The organism is Streptomyces sp. NPDC007905 (assembly GCF_042959345.1).
In the GTDB taxonomy this organism is placed as follows: domain Bacteria; phylum Actinomycetota; class Actinomycetes; order Streptomycetales; family Streptomycetaceae; genus Streptomyces.
Genome location: NZ_JBIBKS010000042.1, coordinates 1 through 16,448, shown reverse-complemented (window position 1 = coordinate 16,448; position 16,448 = coordinate 1). Strand labels below are relative to the sequence as shown.

Below are 16,448 nucleotides of genomic sequence, written 5' to 3'. Positions count from 1 at the left end.
GCCGGGGGCCGCACCTTCCCTGCCGACCGAGTCGCCGGGGACAGCACCGCCACGTGCGACCGAGTCGCCGGGGGGCGGCATCTTCTCGCTCGACCGAGACCCGGCGCCGCGCGTTGGCCGACCGCGTCGCCGGAGACGGCACCTTCTCTGCCGACCGAGACGGGTGGTGGGTGGGCATAGGCCGGGGGTCCAGGGGGCGGGAGCCCTCTGGGACGGTGCCCCCGGACACAGGGCACCCCCACAACGGCTCAAGCACCCACAAGGTCAGGCGTTTCACAAGACATGCCCCTCACAAGACACGCCCCTCATAGCGCCCCCAGCAGAGACAACGCCCGACGCCCCACCTCCCTACCGATCGGCAGCGAAGCGGTAGCCGCAGGCGACGGCGCATTGAGGACGTGCACAGCCCGAGCCCCCTCCCGAATCAGGAAGTCGTCCACCAGCGTCCCGTCCCGCAACACCGCCTGCGCCCGCACCCCGGCAGGGGCCCGCACCAGATCCCCCTCCTCCACCGCGGGCAGCAACCTGCGCACCGCCTCCAGGAACGCCCCCTTGGACACCGACCGCCGCAGCTCCCCCGCCCCGTACCGCCAGTGCCGCCGGGCGATCACCCACGACCCCGGCCACGCCACCGTCCCGGCCAGCTCCCGGGGCCGTACGACACCCCAGCCGTACCCCTCCCGCGCCAGCGCCGGCACCGCGTTGGGCCCGACGTGCACACCCCCGTCGATCCCCCGCGTCAGATGCACCCCGAGGAACGGGAACGCCGGATCCGGCACCGGATACACCAGCCCCCGCACCAGCTCCGGCCGCGCCAGCTCGTAGTACTCACCGCGGAACGGCACGATCCGCACCCCGGGCTCGTCCCCGGTCAGCCGCGCCACCTCGTCGCAGTACAGCCCCGCACAGTTCACCAGCACCCGCCCGCGTACGACGTCCCCGCCCGCGGTCAGCACGGCCACGCCCCGCTCCGGCCGCCGGTCCACCCGCACGACCCGTGCCCCGTACCGGATCTCCGCCCCCGAGGCCCGCGCCAGCTGCCGGGCGACGCCGACGAAGTCGCACACACCGGTCGTACCGACGTGTATGGCGGCCAGTCCGCGCACCTCCGGCTCGTACTCCGCGATCTGGGCGGCCCCCAGCTCCCGCACCGGAATCCCGTTCTCCCGCCCGCGCTGCACGAGCGCGTGCAGCCGAGGCAGCTCCTCCCGCTCGGTGGCGACGATCAGCTTTCCGGTGACGGCGTGCGCGATGCCGTACTCGGCGCAGAACTTCACCATCTCGGCGGCGCCCCCCACCGCGTACCGCGCCTTGAGGGAGCCCGGCCGGTAGTAGATCCCGCTGTGGATGACCCCGCTGTTGCGCCCGGTCTGGTGCCGGGCCGGCCCCGGCTCCTTCTCCAGCACGGTCACCCGCGTACCCGGCGCGGCACGCGTGATCGCATACGCCGTCGACAGCCCGACGATCCCCCCACCGATCACGAGCACATCACAGTCGTACGCCCCGACCCGCACCTGCACCACCTCCGACTCCGATAGTGCACTGCGCCACTGACAGCGCCTTCAAACTCGGGGTGTGAGGTTCTAGGCCGGAGTCATCAACAAGGGCCGAGCCCGCTCCCGCAACTCCACCACCCGCGGCTCGTCCCCGTACGGCTCCAGCCGATGCAGGAGATCCTTGACGTACTCGGTCGTCCGAGCGGACGAGATCCGCCCGGCCACCTCCACGGCCCGCACCCCCTGCTCGCACGCCGCGTCCAGGTTCCCCGACTCCAGCTCGGCGACCGCGGAGACGACCAGCCGCAGCCCGTGCGACCGCACGAACTCCTCCGTCGGCTTCGACAACGCCTGCTCGGTGAACCTCCGCACCTGCCGCGGCGCCTTCAGATCCCGGTAGCACTCCGCAGCATCGGCAGCAAACCGGTCATAACCATAGAAACCAAGCCAAGAGGGGTCGTTGTCACCTTCCCTGGACCGCTCGAGCCAACTCTCGGCGGCCTTCAGGGCCGCCCCCGCCGCCTGCGCGTCCCCCGCGCGCGCGTGTGCCCGCGCCTCGACCAGCCGGAAGAAACTCATGGTCCGCGCGGTCGCCAGCCCCCGGTTGCGCTCCAGCGCGGCCTGCGCCAGATCGACACCCTCGTCGCCGAAGCCCCGGTACGTCGCCTGCAGCGACATGGAGGCCAGCACATAGCCCCCGAGCGGGACGTCCGCGGCCGCGCGCGCGAGCCGCAGCGCCTGGATGTAGTACCGCTGCGCCGCCTCCTGCTGGCCGGTGTCGAAGGCCATCCAGCCCGCCAGCCGGGTGAGTTCGGCGGTGGCCCCGAACAGGGCGCGGCCGACCTCGTCGGAGTACGAGCCGAGCAGCAGCGGCGCCGCCTCCACCCTCAAGCACTCGGGCACCATGGACGAACGCCAGTCGCCGCCCCCGTACTTGGAGTCCCAGCGCCTGGCGTCCTCGGCGGCCTCCCGCAGCTTCTGCACATCACTGTGGCCGACTTTGATCGGTGCGCCGGAGTCCTCGCCGGAGTTCGCCTCCCGCGCGACCGAGCTGTCGGCGGGGGTTATCAGCCATCGTGAGGCGGGCGTTGCGTATGCGCTCACCGCGAACGACCCGGCGAGCGACTGCCAGATGCCGCCCCCGCCGGCCCGGCGCCCGGCGAGGTCGAGCCGGTACAGCTCGGTCGCCGACTTCACCGCCTGTCCTACGTCCCTGGGGAAGGCGAGGCCCACTTCCGGTGCGGGATCCGCGTCCGCCAGGCCGATCTCATGGAGCGGGACCGGGCGGCCGAGCTTCTGGCCGATGGCGGCCGCGATGAGGTGCGGCGCCGCTCCCTGCGGCACCATCCCCTTCGACACCCAGCGCGCCACCGAGGTCTTGTCGTAGCGAAGAGTCAACCCGCGTTGCGCGCCAAGGTCGTTGACGCGTCGCGCGAGGCCTGCGTTGCTGATTCCCGCGAGGGCGAGAACGGTGCCGAGTTTTTCGTTCGGCCCGCGTTGCTCCCTGGACATGCGCCACCCCTCGACACAGACGGCTGCCGCGCTGGCATAACCGTGCGGCATTCGTAAACCCAGCGTAGTTCGCCGCATCCCAAGCGTTAAGGGGCATTGTTCCGGATGGCGGGATTGTGGTCCGTACGGGAGTACGGCCCTGTACGCACCGTGCACACGCTGTCGCGGCGTGCCCCCGCCCGTGTGGCCGTGCGCCCGCCCGTGCGCTCTTCTCCGGCCACCGGGGGAGCGGTTCCATGGCTCTTGCGTGGGTCGGCCCGCTGTACTGGATCCAGTGGGCTGGGGGACACCGCCACCTTCATCCCCGCGGGTGGCGGACCGGTCCGGGAGGCGATGCCCGCCTCCCGGACTGTGCGCGTTCCCGCGCCGCGGAGCGCTCCCCGGGCCTGTACGGAGCGTGCTCAAATCCTATGAGCCGCTGTCGAATTGGCTGAAAATCGACCCCGGTTCAGTCGGGTGATTCCCGCTCCCACCAAGGAACTTGAGGGCGCGAAGGGCGTTTTCGGGGCGCGTATCGGGGGCGCATTCGCATCGCACCCGCTCCGGGCCCTTCGCCCACCCGCCCTGGGTCGTACGGGCGTTCACTCGCCCGCTCCGTGGCCGCCTTCCTTCCCGGTGCGCCGGCCGTCCCGTGATTTTCCCTCGATCGAAGGCGGCGCCACCGCCCCTCCGCGGCGCGTTCTTCATGGCAGCATGGGGAACCGGTTCGTGCGGTGCACTGGTTGTCCACAGCCTGTGGAGGCGTCGATGCGGTGGTTGGTGGGTTGGAGCAGCACCGCCGCGGGCGCCGCCGGGATCGGTTCCGCGGGCACCACCGGATACGACGGCGAGACCCTGCACCCGGTCGGCTCCCAACTCCTGTGGGGCGACCCCGATCCCCTGTGGGCCGTGGGCGACTGGCGACCGGACGAGGTGCGTGTGGTGAAGGCCGACGCGCAGAACCGGATCGCCGTCCTCGGCACCTGCGGCGCCGGCGACGAGGAACTGCGGCGCGCCCTGTTCACCGCGCGCGGGGGCGCACTGCGCCATCTGACCGCCTGGCCCGGCAGTTACACGGCCGTCGTCCAGGTGGGCCGCCGGGTCACCGTCTGCGGTGATCTCGCGGGTGCCCGGCCGGTGTTCTACACCCCCTGGGCAGGCGGTACGGCCTATGCCACGGCCGCGCTGCCCCTCGCCGACCTCATCGAGGCCAACCTCGACTTCGGCCATCTGGCGGCCCTGCTCGCAGCCCCCGACGTACCGGCCGCACTGCGCGACACCACCCCGTACGACGGCGTACGGCGCATTCCGCCGGGACACGCACTCGTCCTGCGCGCGGGGGCGCGAGAGATCGCCGGGTACGAGCCGGTCGCCTCCCTCGCGGTGGCCGCGCCCCCGGCCGATCCGGACCGTGCGGTGGACGCCGTACGGGACGCGCTCATCGAGGCGGTGCGCGCGCGGCTGTCGGCGCCGCGGCACGTGCCCGACCTCGACCCGGGGCCGGTGCCGGGCATGGGCCCGGCGGAGCGGCGGGCCGCGCGCGGGATGCCGGTGCCGGGCATCGGTGCCGACCTGTCCGGCGGACCGGCCTCCGGGACGCTGGCGCTGCTGGCCGCAGGGCTGCCCGGCAGACCGGGCACGCTGCTCGGCCACGGCACGGGCGCGGGGGAGCGGCTGCTCGCCGTCACCTTCAACGACCTGGCCGTCGGCGGCCGCGAGGCCGAGCTGGAGCGGGCGGGAACCCTCGCGGCCAACCCGCGCCTGCACCACGTGGTGGTCACCGGCGGCGAGGAGACCCTGCCGTACGCCGACCTCGACGGCCCCCTCACCGACGAGCCGGGCCCCTCGCTGGTCACGGCGGCCCGCCACCGCGCCCGCCTCGCCGCCGGCAGCGCCGACCACTTCACCGGCCACGGCGCCCGCCAGGTCCTGGACGCCCACCCCGCCCGTCTCGCGGACCTCCTCATGGACCGCAAACGGCGCCACCTGGTCCGGCCGGTCGCGGCCCTCGCCCGGGCCGACGGCTCGGTGATGGTCCCCGCGCGCGTGTACGGCGCGGCCCGGCGACTGGCGCGCACCCCGTACCGGACCGGCCTGGAGCTGCTCGCCGAGCGGCTGATCCGACACCGCTTCGACGAGCCCAAGGGTGCGGTCGGCGCGTCCCTCGCCGCGCTGGCCTGGGCCAGACCCGGGCCGGCGGCGCGCTGGCTGACCGGAGAGGCACTGGCTGAAGTATCGGTTCTGCTGCAGGCCGAGGCGGACCGCTCCTCCGTGAGCTCCGGCCAGCGCCCCGGCGCGTTCCGCGCGCGGGCGGTGCTGGCCCGCTACGCGGCCGACCTGCGCGTCCTGGAGCAGGCCGCCGAGATCCGCTCCCAGCGGCTGCACGCGCCCTTCCTCGACAACCAGGTCGTCCGTGCCTGCCGCGACCTCCCCGAGGCCCTGCGCGTCCAGCCCGGAGCCCGCTCCGCCGTCCTGCGTACGGTTCTGGAGGGCGCCGGCATCACCGACCTCCCACCCGGCTGGGGCGCCCCCTCCCACGCCTCGTCCGCAGCGGCCACGCGCGCGGGCCTGCGCCTGGCAGCGGACTCCCTGGTGGACCTCTTCTCCACACCCCTCCTGGCCGAGGCCGGCCTGGTGGAGGCCCGCGTGGTCCGCAAGGCCGTGCGCGCCGCCGCGGCCGGCGAACCCCTTCCCCTGGACGGCCTCGCGGACCTGGTCTCCCTCGAACTCTGGCTCCGCCGCCTCCTCTCCCGCCGAGGCACCTGCTGGACTGGCACCCCCGCACGCGCGCGTGCGGTCCCCTCCGGAATCCAGCCCCGACGGGACGCCCTGGCCTCGGGCGCCTGAACAGCGGGCGGGCGCAGCGGCACCGAGCGAGCGCGGGCAAGCGAAAGCCCCTCGGCCGACCGCGGCTCAGCGAGCCGACCGGGGCCGATCGAGCACCGGTTCCCCAACCCCCGTGCCCCACTCCCCGCCCCCCGCGACAATGACCAGGTGCGGTACAGAATCCTCGGCGTGACCCAAGCGACGGACCAGCAGGGCACCTTCATACCCCTCGGCGGCCGGCGCCTCCGCGCACTCCTCACCGCCCTCGCCCTCCGCCCCGGCCGCACCACCACCCCCGAAACCCTGATCCAAGAGGTCTGGGCGGACACCCCGCCCCAGGACGCCTCCGCCGCCCTCCAGGCCCTCGTCGCCCGCCTGCGCCGCACCCTCGGCAGACACACCATCGCCTCCACCCAGGGCGGCTACCGCCTGGAAGCGACCGAGGACGACGTGGACCTGCACGTCTTCGAACGCCTCACCCACACGGGCACCAAGGCCCTCACCGCGGGCGACCCCGCCACCGCCCACCGCACCCTCACCGACGCCCTGGCCCTCTGGCACGGCCCCGCCCTGGCCGACCTCCCCGACCGCACCGCGGCCGCCCGTCCGCAGGCCCTGCGCCTGGAGGCGACCCGCGCCCGTGCCACCGCGGCCCTCGCCCTCGGCCGAGCCCGGGACGTCGTACCGGAACTGACGGAACTGACCACCGCCCACCCGTACGACGAACCCCTGCACGCCCTGCTCATCCGCGCCCTGCGAGACAGCGGGCGCCCCGCCGACGCCCTCGCCGCGTACGAGTCCGCCCGCCGCACCCTCGCCGACACCCTCGGCACCGGCCCCGGCCCGGAACTGAGGGAGCTGCACGCGTCGTTGCTGAGGCAGGAGCCGCCCCCGGCCGCCCCGGCCCCCGCCCGGCCGCCGGAGCGGACGGGCAACCTCCGCCCCCGCCTGACCTCCTTCGTCGGCCGGGAACCAGAACTCGAGGCCATTCGTTCCGATCTGCACAGGGCCCGCCTGGTCACCCTCACCGGACCGGGCGGCTCGGGAAAGACCCGCCTCGCCGAAGAGGCCGCCGCAGGGCTGCCCCAGGCATGGCTGGTCGAGCTGGCCCCGCTCGACCGGCCGGAGGCGGTGCCCGGCGCGGTGGTCAGCGCGCTCGGTCTGCGCGAGACCGTGCTGCTGACCAATGATCTGGCGATGCCGCAGGCCGATCCCACGGCCCTGCTGACCGAGTACTGCGCCCCGCGCAGCCAACTCCTGATCCTCGACAACTGCGAACACGTCATCGACGCGGCAGCCACCCTCGCCGAGACCCTCCTCACCCACTGCCCGGGGCTCACGATCCTCGCCACCAGCCGTGAACCCCTGGGCGTACCCGGTGAGTCGGTGCGCCCGGTCGAACCCCTCGTCCCCGAGCAGGCGCACCGCCTCTTCGCGGAGCGCGCGCGGGTCGTCCGTCCCGACGCGGACGCGGTGCTCCGCGACACCGAGGCCGTGGCGGAGATCTGCCGCCGCCTGGACGGGCTGCCGCTCGCCATCGAGCTGGCCGCGGCCCGGCTCAGGCTGCTGACCCCCCGGCAGATCGCCGACCGGCTGGACGACCGCTTCCGCCTGCTCACCTCCGGAAGCCGCACGGTCCTGCCCCGCCAGCAGACCCTGCGCGCGGTGGTCGACTGGTCCTGGGAACTGCTGGCCGAGCGGGAGCGGACGGTACTGCGCGAGGTGTCGGTGTTCGCCGGCGGCTGGGACCTCGCGGCCGCAGAGGTCGTGTGCACCGGCCCGGCGGCGGACCTGATCGGCGCCCTCGTGGACAAGTCCCTCGTCGTGGCCGCCCCGGACGGCTCCGCCCATGGGGCCGGCATGCGCTACCGCATGCTGGAGACCATCCACGAGTACGCCACCGAACGCGCGGCCGAGGTCCCCGAGCTGCGCGCGGCGGCCGAGCGCCGCCACCGCGCATGGGTGCGCGCGCTGGTCGAGGAGGCCGAGCCCCGGCTGCGGTCGGCGGACCAACTGCCCTGCATCGAGCGCCTGGAGAGCGATCTCGACAACATCCGCGCGGCCCTGGACCGAGCGGTGCGCGCCGGCGACGAGGCGGAGGCGGGCGCGATCGTCCTGGCGATCGGCTGGTTCTGGTGGCTGCGCAACTACCGCCAGGAGGCGGTGGAGTGGGTGCGGCTGGTGCTGCGCCTGGGCGTCGCCCGGGACGCCCTGCCGGAGGACGCGGGGCAGGCCGGCCTCCTCCCGCTGGTGGAGTCGGCCGACCCCGTCGGCGCCTTCCTCGCCGCCCCCGACGGCGAGGCGGGCCACCCGCTGCGGGAGCTGCGCATGGACCTGCGGATGCTGGACCTGTTCCTGACCTCCGAGTCGAGCACGGAGAACCTCGCGGCCGACGAGCGGGCCCCGGAGTACATCGCGCGCGTACGGGCCGCCTACGAGCACGGTGGTCCGCGGGCCGCCCGCCTCCCCGGCATCGTCTGGCCGCTGACCGCCTACTACCTGGGCGGTCCGGCCGACGTGGGCCCCGACATGGCCGCGGCGGTCGCCAACTGCCGCAGGTACGGAGGGGACTGGGAGATCGGCGTCGCCCTGATGTACCGCACGCACGTGGTCGTCGACTCGCCCGGCAACCTGCGGGGCGTGGACGAGGACCTGGCGGAGCTGCGGACGCTCAGCCGGCGCGTGGGGGACCGCTGGATGCGGGCACAGGTGTGCAGCGCGGCCGGCGAGGCCGCCATGGCTCGGGGCAGGTTCGACGAGGCCCGGGCCGAGTACGAGGAGGCGCTGCGGCTCGCCTACGAGGTGGGCGCCTACGCCGAGTCGCCGTTCCTGATGGCGCGGCTCGCCGAGATCGCCTATCGCTCCGGGGACCGTGCGGGTGCCCTCACCGCCCTGGACGAGGCCGGCACGACCGCCGAGCGGTACGGGGTGGTCGAATCCGGGGCGTTCGTCCTGCTGATGCGGGCCCACATCGCCGAGAACGACGGCGACCTGGCCCGCGCGCGCGAGCTGTACGAGTCGGCCCGCGCGGCCTCGGCGGGCGGCACGCCGCCGCCGCAGTTCACGGCCGCCCTGCGGGCGGTGGAGGCCCTGATCACGGCCGGCGAGTCCGGGCCCGGCCACGCCCTGCCGATGGTGGCCGAGGCGCTGCGGGAAGCGGTGGAGCGGCACTGCGCCGAGTCGATCACGGCGAATCTGGTGGACATCGCGGCCGACCTTCTGGCCCGGCTGGGCGACCTGCCGGGCGCGGTCCGGCTGTTCGCGGCCGCCGACCACTGGCGCGCCGGCCATCCACGCCCCGAGCCGGAGCGCACCCGGGCCGCACGGGTCGACGCCGGAGCCCGCGCGGTGCTGCCCTGGGACCGCTACGCGGCCGAGCGGGCCCGGGGCGCGGGCCTCGGCGCGGAGGACGTCGTACGGGAGCTGGCGGCGACGGCGGCAACGCCGGGCCGCTGAAAGCCCGCTATCGGCAGGTGAACCGGGCCGCGGCCCAGTCCGCCGGCCTCCGAGTCATCGTCACCGCGTGACTCGTCCCACCCGTCAACGCCCCTCGCGCAAAGCCCCCGACGCCGGCCCAGCCCACCCCGGCACCGGCTCAGAGCGCCACATGGTCTTTCGTTCAAGGACCGCCCGCACAACGCATCCACTCATCCGAGCGGCCTTGTCCCCCGGCACCGGACATCACCCGAACGAGAAACCGCCCAACGCCCCGAAGCGCGGCCGCCCGCATGACGACCACACCCCGCGCGCCACACCCGCGGGCCGCGGGCCCCAGCCGCCGGTGGCGCTTGCGCGCCACGGGGGGCCACCCGCACCGGACCGTGCCAGCTGCACGGTCCGGTGCGGGTGGAAACGAAAGCCCCGCCGAAGGCGTCCGCGTCTACGCCGGCCGGGACCGAAGCCCCTCCAGCAGAATGTCCAGCAGCCGCGAGGAGGCCGCAGCCTGCTGTGCCGCGTCCGGCAGCGAAGGCGCCGCCGTCGCGATCACGAGCAGGACATCCGCCACGGACACGTCCCCCCGGAGTTCCCCCGCCGCCCGGGCCCGCTCCACCAACTGCCCGACGACATCGAGCAGCGCACCGGCCCCACCGTCGTCCCCGGAGGGCTCCGCAACCAGCCGCAGCTCACCCGAACCCGAGACCGTCCCCGACTGCGACCGCTGCTGCGGCACCCGAGCCTCCTCGGCGGACCCGGACGCCCCGGCCGAGCCCTCCTCGGCGACCCCCACCCGCAGCACCTGCGGCGGCAGCAGCCGCCCCGCCCCCGACGCCACGGAGGTCCGCAGGAAACGGGACAGCGCCGACCACGGCTCGTCCTCCTGCCCGAGCGCGGCCCGCGCCTGTTCGGTCAACCGCGCGGTCTCCTCCTCGGCTATCCGCCGGACCAGTACGTCCTTGCTGGGAAAGCGCCGGTACACCGTGCCGACACCGACCCTCGCCCGCCGCGCCACGTCCTCCATCGGCGCGCCGTATCCCAGCTCGCCGAAGACCTCACGCGCCGCACGCAGCACGTGCTCCAGATTGCGCTGTGCGTCCACCCGCAGCGGCGCAGTACGCGCCGTGTCCACGCGTCCGTTGCCCGCCACCGCGCTCACCGCGGGGCCGCCCGACGCGAGGGCGGTTGCCGATGACCAATGAGTGTCCTGAACATGCATGTGTGTTTCCCCCGGTTAATGACGTCTCCCCCCGGAGACTCTCCCCGCCACTGAATCCGGAGTGCGCGGAACTGGCATCGGTCACGAGCGGGACCGACTGTCGCGGACCCGTTCAGCCACATTCCCTACACCCCGTCGACACACGAACATAGTTGAGAGGAAGTCAATTCAGAAGGGGCAGGTTCCGCACAGAGCGCCCCTCGATCGGAGTACGGATCATTTATGTCCGGATTCCACACCTTCGCGCCCTCCCGCCCGCCCCCACTGACCTGCCCGCTTTCTCCCCGCCCCGACGGCGCGGCCGCCCTCGCGCACACCCGCTCGCCGGTCACACAAATTGCCGGGGCTGTGGACAAACAACAGCGCCGGGTGCGTCATGGGATGGTGAAGGAACGTGCGCGCATTCTGGTTGTCGGCGGCGGCTACGTCGGGATGTACACGGCGCTGCGTCTGCAGCGGGGGTTGAAGCAGGAGCTCAGGCGGGGCGAGGTCGACATCACTGTCGTCACTCCCGACCCCTACATGACGTACCAGCCGTTCCTCCCCGAAGCGGCCGCCGGTTCGATCTCCCCTCGTCATGTCGTCGTACCGCTGCGCCGTGTGCTGGACCAGTGCCACGTGGTGATCGGCGAGGTCACCTCCATCGACCACGGGATACGCACCGCCGCCGTCACCACGCTCGCCGCCGCGGACGAGGGCAGGGCCGCCGAGCTCCTCGGCTACGACGAACTGGTCCTCGCCCCCGGCTCGATCTCCCGCGCGCTGCCCATCCCCGGCCTCGCGGAGTACGGCATCGGCTTCAAGACCGTCGAAGAGGCCATCGGACTGCGCAACCACGTCATCGAGCAGATGGACATCGCCTCCTCCACCCGCGACCCCGCGATCCGCGACGCCGCCCTCACCTTCGTCTTCGTCGGCGGTGGCTACGCAGGCGTCGAGGCACTCGGCGAACTGGAGGACATGGCCCGCTACACCGCGCGCTACTACCACAACGTCCGCCCCGAGGACATGAAGTGGGTCCTCGTGGAGGCATCCGACCGCATCCTCCCCGAGGTCGGCGAGGAGATGGGCCGCTACACCGTCACCCAGCTGCGCCGCCGCAACATCCAGGTCCTGCTGAACACCCGCCTGGAGTCCTGCGCCGACCGCGTCGCCGTCCTCAGCGACGGCCAGCGCTTCCCGACCCGTACGGTCGTGTGGACCGCCGGCGTCAAACCGCACCCGCTGCTCGCCGCCACCGACCTGCCGCTCACCGGGCGCGGCCGCCTGAAGTGCAGCGCCGAGCTGACCGTCGACGGCGTGGAGCACGCGTGGGCCGCGGGCGACGCCGCCGCCGTCCCCGACGTCACCGCCGCCGAGCCGGGCACCTGCACCGCCCCCAACGCCCAGCACGCGGTCCGCCAGGCCAAGGTCCTCGGCGACAACATCGTCCACGCGCTGCGCGGCGAACCGCTGGAGACGTACGCGCACAAGTACGGCGGCTCCGTCGCCTCCCTCGGCCTGCACAAGGGCGTCGCCCAGGTCTACGGGCGCAAGCTGAAGGGCTACCCTGCCTGGTTCATGCACCGCGTCTACCACCTCAGCAGGGTGCCCACCTTCAACCGAAAGGCCCGGGTCCTGGCGGAATGGACCCTGGCCGGCCTCTTCAAACGGGAGATCGTCTCGCTCGGTTCACTCGAACATCCCCGAGCGGAGTTCGAACTCGCGGCCGGTGGAAAGCCTCCGCACAGCCCCTCGGACGACCCGAAGGGGTCGTCCTGACCCAACCCAGGAACTCCACGGCCCGTTCCGGCGTCTGACGGATATCGCCGCGGACGGTCACCTGCCAGACTGCCCCACGTCCTTGGCCGGGCACCTGCCCGCCCTCAGCACACACGAGGCTTTCCCCACTGTGAACTTCACGCGCTGGAGCGCCCGGCTCCCCGGAACGCAGCGCCGCGCCGCAGCGCGGACCGAGACCGCGGTCTCCACCGACCGGCGGGGGGAAGGCTCCGTGCCCGCGGCCCGCGCCGAACAACGGGCCGACGGAGCACCGCCCGTGCCCGCCGTCGACGAACTGCCCACGCGCGACGTCCTCGACCGCGTCCCGGCCCTCGTCGCCCTCGTCCACGGCCCCGACCACCGCATCGCCTACGTCAACGACGCGTACGCGGCGGCCTTCGGCGTGCGCCCCCCGGGCGCACCCGCCCGGGAAGCACTCCCGGAACTCGCCGAACTCGGCCTGCTCCCACTCCTCGACCAGGTGCTGCGCAGCGGCAAGCCCCGCACCCTGAAGTCCCGCAAGGCCGTCGACGGCCGCTCCTACACCTTCACCTGCACGCCGGTCGCCGAGAACGGCGGGGACGGCGCCGGCGACGCCGTTCTGGTATTCGCCACCGACGTCACCGACCACGCCGAGGCCGCCGAACGCCTGCGCGCCAGCGAGCGCCGCCAGCGCGAGACCGCCGTCACCCTGCAGCGCTCCCTGCTCCCGCAGGAACTGGAGGAGCCCGACGACCTGCGCATCGCCGCGACCTACCAGCCCGGAGGCACGGAGGCCGCGGTCGGCGGCGACTGGTACGACGTGATCACCCTCGGCGGCGGCCGCACGGCGCTCGTGATCGGCGACGTCATGGGCAGAGGCGTCCGCGCGGCAGCCGTGATGGGCCAGCTCCGCACGGCCGTCCGCGCGTACGCCCGCCTCGACCTCCCCCCGCACGAGGTCCTGCAGCTCCTCGACGGCCTCGCCACCGAGATCGACGCCAACCAGATCGCCACCTGCGTGTACGCCATCCACGACCCGAACGAGGGCCGCCTGGTGTACGCCTCCGCGGGCCATCTGCCCATCCTGGTCCGCGACGAGAACGGCACGATGCTGCGCGCCGACGAACCCACCGGGCCCCCGCTCGGCACCGGCGGCTGGATGCACGCATCGGGTTCGATCCCGCTCGGGCCCGGCTCGACGGCCGTCCTCTACACGGACGGCCTGGTCGAGCGCCGCAACGAGGATCTGGACGAGGGCATCGCCTCCCTGGAGCGCGCACTGTCCGGTGCGACCGGCACCCCGCAGGTCGTCTGCGACCGTCTGGTCCGCTCCGCCGGCGTGACCGCCGACCACGACGACGACGTCGCCGTCCTGGTTCTCCAGCACCCGGCCCGTACGGGACCCGAGGGCGACCTCTTCCGCAACGCGGCGCTGGAACTCCTCGGCGGGGTGGAAGCGGCGCCGCGCGCCCGGGCGTTCGCCTCCGGCGTGCTCACCAGTTGGCGCTTTCCCGCCGACCTGCACGACCTGGGTGTCCTGGCAACCAGCGAACTCGTCGCCAACAGCCTCCAGCACGGCACCCCACCGATGCGCCTGCGGCTCCGTCGCACCGACCGACGCCTGATCATCGAGGTCACCGACGGCGACGACCACCTCCCTCGCCGCCGCCGGGCCGAGCCGGGCGACGAGTCGGGCAGGGGCATCGCCATCGTGGCGACGATCGCGTCGAACTGGGGGTCGAGACGGACACCGGGCGGCGGGAAAGCGGTGTGGTGCGAGTTCCTCCTGCCGAAGGGTTAGGGGAGCGCCGCTCAGCAGCGGCTCGGCTGCCCGCACGCACACAAACGCGGGCAGCCGAGCCGCACCGGGTGCCGCACGACTACGCGCTCACGGGCTCCGCGGGCGCTCCGCCCCGGGCCACCACCCGACTCCTCGCCGCAGCCCACGGCTGATCCTGCGCAGCGGTGAGCCTGCGCCCCAGCCGCAGCGCCAGCACAGTGATCCCCAGCGAGAACAGCAGGAAGGTCACGATGTACGGCGCGGGCAGCGAGGCCCCGAGAGGCCCGCCCACCGCCGGCCCGACGGCCAACGCCAGCTGCTTGACCAGGGCGAAAGCCGAGTTGTACTGCCCGGCCATCCCCTCCGGAGCAAGATCGGCCACCAGCGGGGCCACCGTCGGCGACAACATCGCCTCACCGAGCCCGAACAGCGCGTACGTCGACACGAACGCGGCGGTCGCCATCTCCTGGCTGCCGTGCCCCAGCCCCGCGTACCCCGCGGCCACCCAGGCCACGGCCCAGATCAGCCCGACACCGGCGATGACCCGAGAGCGCCGGCGCCGCTCCACGAACCTGAGCACGGCGAACTGCGCGACGACGATCATCATCGTGTTCGCGGCCAGCGCCGTACCGAGCGCTGAGGTGGAGATCCCCGCGGCCTCCACACCGTACGCGCTCAGACCCGACTCGAACTGCCCGTAGCAGGCGAAGAAGAGCACGAAGCCCAGCACGCACAGCTGCACCATCGCCCGGTTCCCCAGCAACTGCTTCCAGCTGCCCTTGGCCGAGGCGGCCGGCGCGTCCGCGATCCGCGGCGAGTGCGGCATCCGCACCGTCGCCATCACCACGACCAGCATCAGGAAGACCGCCGCCTCGATCGCGAACAGCAGCGTGAAGGAGGAGACCCGGGTAGTGTCGACGAGGTGACCGCCTATGAGGCCACCGATCCCGAGCCCCAGGTTCTGCAGAAAGAACTGCATCGCGAACGCCCGCGACCGGGTGTCCGCCGTCGAGCAGTCCACGATCATCGTCGCCAGCGCCGGCTGCATCACAGCCTGCCCCGACCCGAGCGCCGCAGCCGACAGCAGTACAGCGGTGGCGTTGCCCGCGAGCCCGAGGCTCAGCGCCCCCAGCGCGGCCGTGACCAGGGCGGTGAGCAGGACCGGCAGCGGGCCGCGCCGCACGATCGCCCTGCCGGCGAACGGCAGCACGAGCAGCGCGGCCACGGCGAAGACGGCGAGCACGAGTCCCGCCGTCATGGCTCCCAGGCCCCGCACCTGCGCCACATAGACGTACAGGTAGGGGACCGTGAAGCCGAGCCCGAAAGCGCTGAGTGCGTTGCCCACGTGGATCCGGCGCATCGCTGCGCCCATCGCCCTGGTCACGTTCACCTCTCTCACTAGTTAGGAGTGAAGACTTCAAAGCTAAAGTTCGAAGCTAAAGAGTACACATTCAAGGACTTCAAGGCAAAGTGGGTCCGTGCGATACTGCGGCCATGGCCGAGACCCCCGGCGTCACCGAGCCGACGCTCGAAGAACAGATCGCCGCCTACCAGCGCGAGTTCCAGGACCTCGACCCCCAGGTCGAGAAGATCGTGTCGGCTCTGTCCCGGCTGAACCGCCGGATGAACGTCGCGTACGGCCGCCAGACCGCCGCCCTGGGCATCAGCAACGCGGAGTGGGAGGTCCTCAAGGCCCTCGTCCTGTCAGGCGCCCCGTACCGCCTGGGTCCGAGTGACCTCGCCAAGCGGCTCGGCCTCACCCCGGCCGCGATGACCCACCGGATCGACCGCATGGTCGGCGAGGGACTCGTCACCCGCGAGCGCGACGAGTCCAACCGCGTCCGGGTCATCGTCGAGCTGACCCCCGAGGGCCGTGAGAAGTGGCTGGAGGCGATGCGTCTCGCCACCGTCTTCGAAGAGGACCTGCTCCAGGACCTCACGCCCGTCGAGCGTGCGGTGCTCGGTGAGGTCCTGACCAGGCTGCTGCGCCGGGTGGAACACGCCCAGCCGGACGCCGGCGGCCGGCTCAGCGACCTCGACTGAGCATCGACCGAGCGGCAGTAAAAGATCTTGACAGGGGGCGCTTGACACCACCCTGCCCGATCCGTAAAGTTCTCCGGGTTGCCACGGGGCCGTAACGGTTCTGCGGCAGCACCTCCGCCGCCGCGAGCGGCACCTCACACCATCAGTACGATCTCCCGACGGGTTGATTTCGGCGTGCCCGAATTCAATTCGATAGGGACTCGGCGGCCCGATTGGGAATCGCCGGGCGGATCCGCTAAGGTTTGAGAAGTCGGAACGGCCCAACAGCCGTGAGGACAAGCCCCGCTGACAGGGAGTCAGACGCCGAAAGGGTCTGATAGAGTCGGAACCGCCGGAAAGGGAAACGCGAGAGCGGAAACCTGGAAAGCGCCGAGGAAATCGGGTCGAGAAAAGATCTGATAGAGTCGGAAACGCA

At 73.0% G+C, this 16,448-nt stretch carries 9 protein-coding genes; 5 read left to right on the top strand and 4 right to left on the bottom strand.

Going from position 1 to position 16,448, the window contains the following annotated elements; genetic code table 11:
* Positions 1-305 precede the first annotated feature (305 nt).
* Positions 306-1,523 (bottom strand): L-2-hydroxyglutarate oxidase, encoded by a 1,218-nt coding sequence (lhgO, locus tag ACFZDC_RS39795; protein ID WP_391331700.1) that lies wholly within the window; start codon positions 1,521-1,523, stop codon positions 306-308.
* Positions 1,524-1,583: 60 nt separating this feature from the next.
* Positions 1,584-3,008 carry an MFS transporter gene (locus ACFZDC_RS39790; protein ID WP_391331699.1) on the bottom strand — a complete coding sequence of 475 codons (1,425 nt, stop codon included), beginning with the start codon at positions 3,006-3,008 and terminating at the stop codon, positions 1,584-1,586.
* Between the two features lie 747 nt (positions 3,009-3,755).
* On the opposite strand from ACFZDC_RS39790, the gene ACFZDC_RS39785 reads away from it, so the two are divergent.
* Together ACFZDC_RS39785 and ACFZDC_RS39780 are read left to right on the top strand one after the other, a co-directional pair.
* Positions 3,756-5,834, top strand: a complete 2,079-nt coding sequence (locus tag ACFZDC_RS39785) for an asparagine synthase-related protein (protein WP_391331698.1) — start codon at positions 3,756-3,758, stop codon at positions 5,832-5,834.
* Positions 5,835-5,981: 147 nt separating this feature from the next.
* A complete protein-coding gene (locus ACFZDC_RS39780; RefSeq protein ID WP_391331697.1) occupies positions 5,982-9,269 on the top strand; it encodes a BTAD domain-containing putative transcriptional regulator in 3,288 nt (1,095 codons plus the stop codon).
* A gap of 424 nt (positions 9,270-9,693) precedes the next feature.
* Here ACFZDC_RS39780 and ACFZDC_RS39775 read toward each other — a convergent pair whose 3' ends face one another.
* Positions 9,694-10,467: a TetR family transcriptional regulator gene (locus tag ACFZDC_RS39775; RefSeq protein ID WP_391331696.1), complete on the bottom strand. Its 774-nt coding sequence runs from the start codon at positions 10,465-10,467 to the stop codon at positions 9,694-9,696.
* Between the two features lie 381 nt (positions 10,468-10,848).
* On the opposite strand from ACFZDC_RS39775, the gene ACFZDC_RS39770 reads away from it, so the two are divergent.
* Together ACFZDC_RS39770 and ACFZDC_RS39765 are read left to right on the top strand one after the other, a co-directional pair.
* Positions 10,849-12,228, top strand: a complete 1,380-nt coding sequence (locus tag ACFZDC_RS39770) for an FAD-dependent oxidoreductase (RefSeq protein WP_391331694.1) — start codon at positions 10,849-10,851, stop codon at positions 12,226-12,228.
* A gap of 130 nt (positions 12,229-12,358) precedes the next feature.
* The gene (locus tag ACFZDC_RS39765) at positions 12,359-14,011 is read left to right on the top strand and encodes a SpoIIE family protein phosphatase (RefSeq protein WP_391331692.1); all 1,653 of its coding nucleotides are present in this window, start codon (positions 12,359-12,361) and stop codon (positions 14,009-14,011) included.
* Between the two features lie 79 nt (positions 14,012-14,090).
* Here ACFZDC_RS39765 and ACFZDC_RS39760 read toward each other — a convergent pair whose 3' ends face one another.
* The gene (locus tag ACFZDC_RS39760; RefSeq protein WP_391331691.1) at positions 14,091-15,374 is read right to left on the bottom strand and encodes an MFS transporter; all 1,284 of its coding nucleotides are present in this window, start codon (positions 15,372-15,374) and stop codon (positions 14,091-14,093) included.
* A gap of 110 nt (positions 15,375-15,484) precedes the next feature.
* Between ACFZDC_RS39760 and ACFZDC_RS39755 the strand changes: the two genes are divergently transcribed.
* Complete coding sequence (locus tag ACFZDC_RS39755) at positions 15,485-16,033, top strand: MarR family transcriptional regulator (protein WP_391331689.1); 549 nt, start codon at positions 15,485-15,487, stop codon at positions 16,031-16,033.
* Positions 16,034-16,448: the final 415 nt, after the last annotated feature.

Coding starts and splice junctions, on each gene's coding strand:
- ACFZDC_RS39785 (WP_391331698.1), top strand. CDS start 3,756: ATGCGGTGGTTGGTGGGTTGGAGCAGCACCGCCGCGGGCGCCGCCGGG.
- ACFZDC_RS39755 (WP_391331689.1), top strand. CDS start 15,485: ATGGCCGAGACCCCCGGCGTCACCGAGCCGACGCTCGAAGAACAGATC.
- ACFZDC_RS39790 (WP_391331699.1), bottom strand. CDS start 3,008: ATGTCCAGGGAGCAACGCGGGCCGAACGAAAAACTCGGCACCGTTCTC.
- ACFZDC_RS39775 (WP_391331696.1), bottom strand. CDS start 10,467: ATGCATGTTCAGGACACTCATTGGTCATCGGCAACCGCCCTCGCGTCG.
- ACFZDC_RS39770 (WP_391331694.1), top strand. CDS start 10,849: ATGGTGAAGGAACGTGCGCGCATTCTGGTTGTCGGCGGCGGCTACGTC.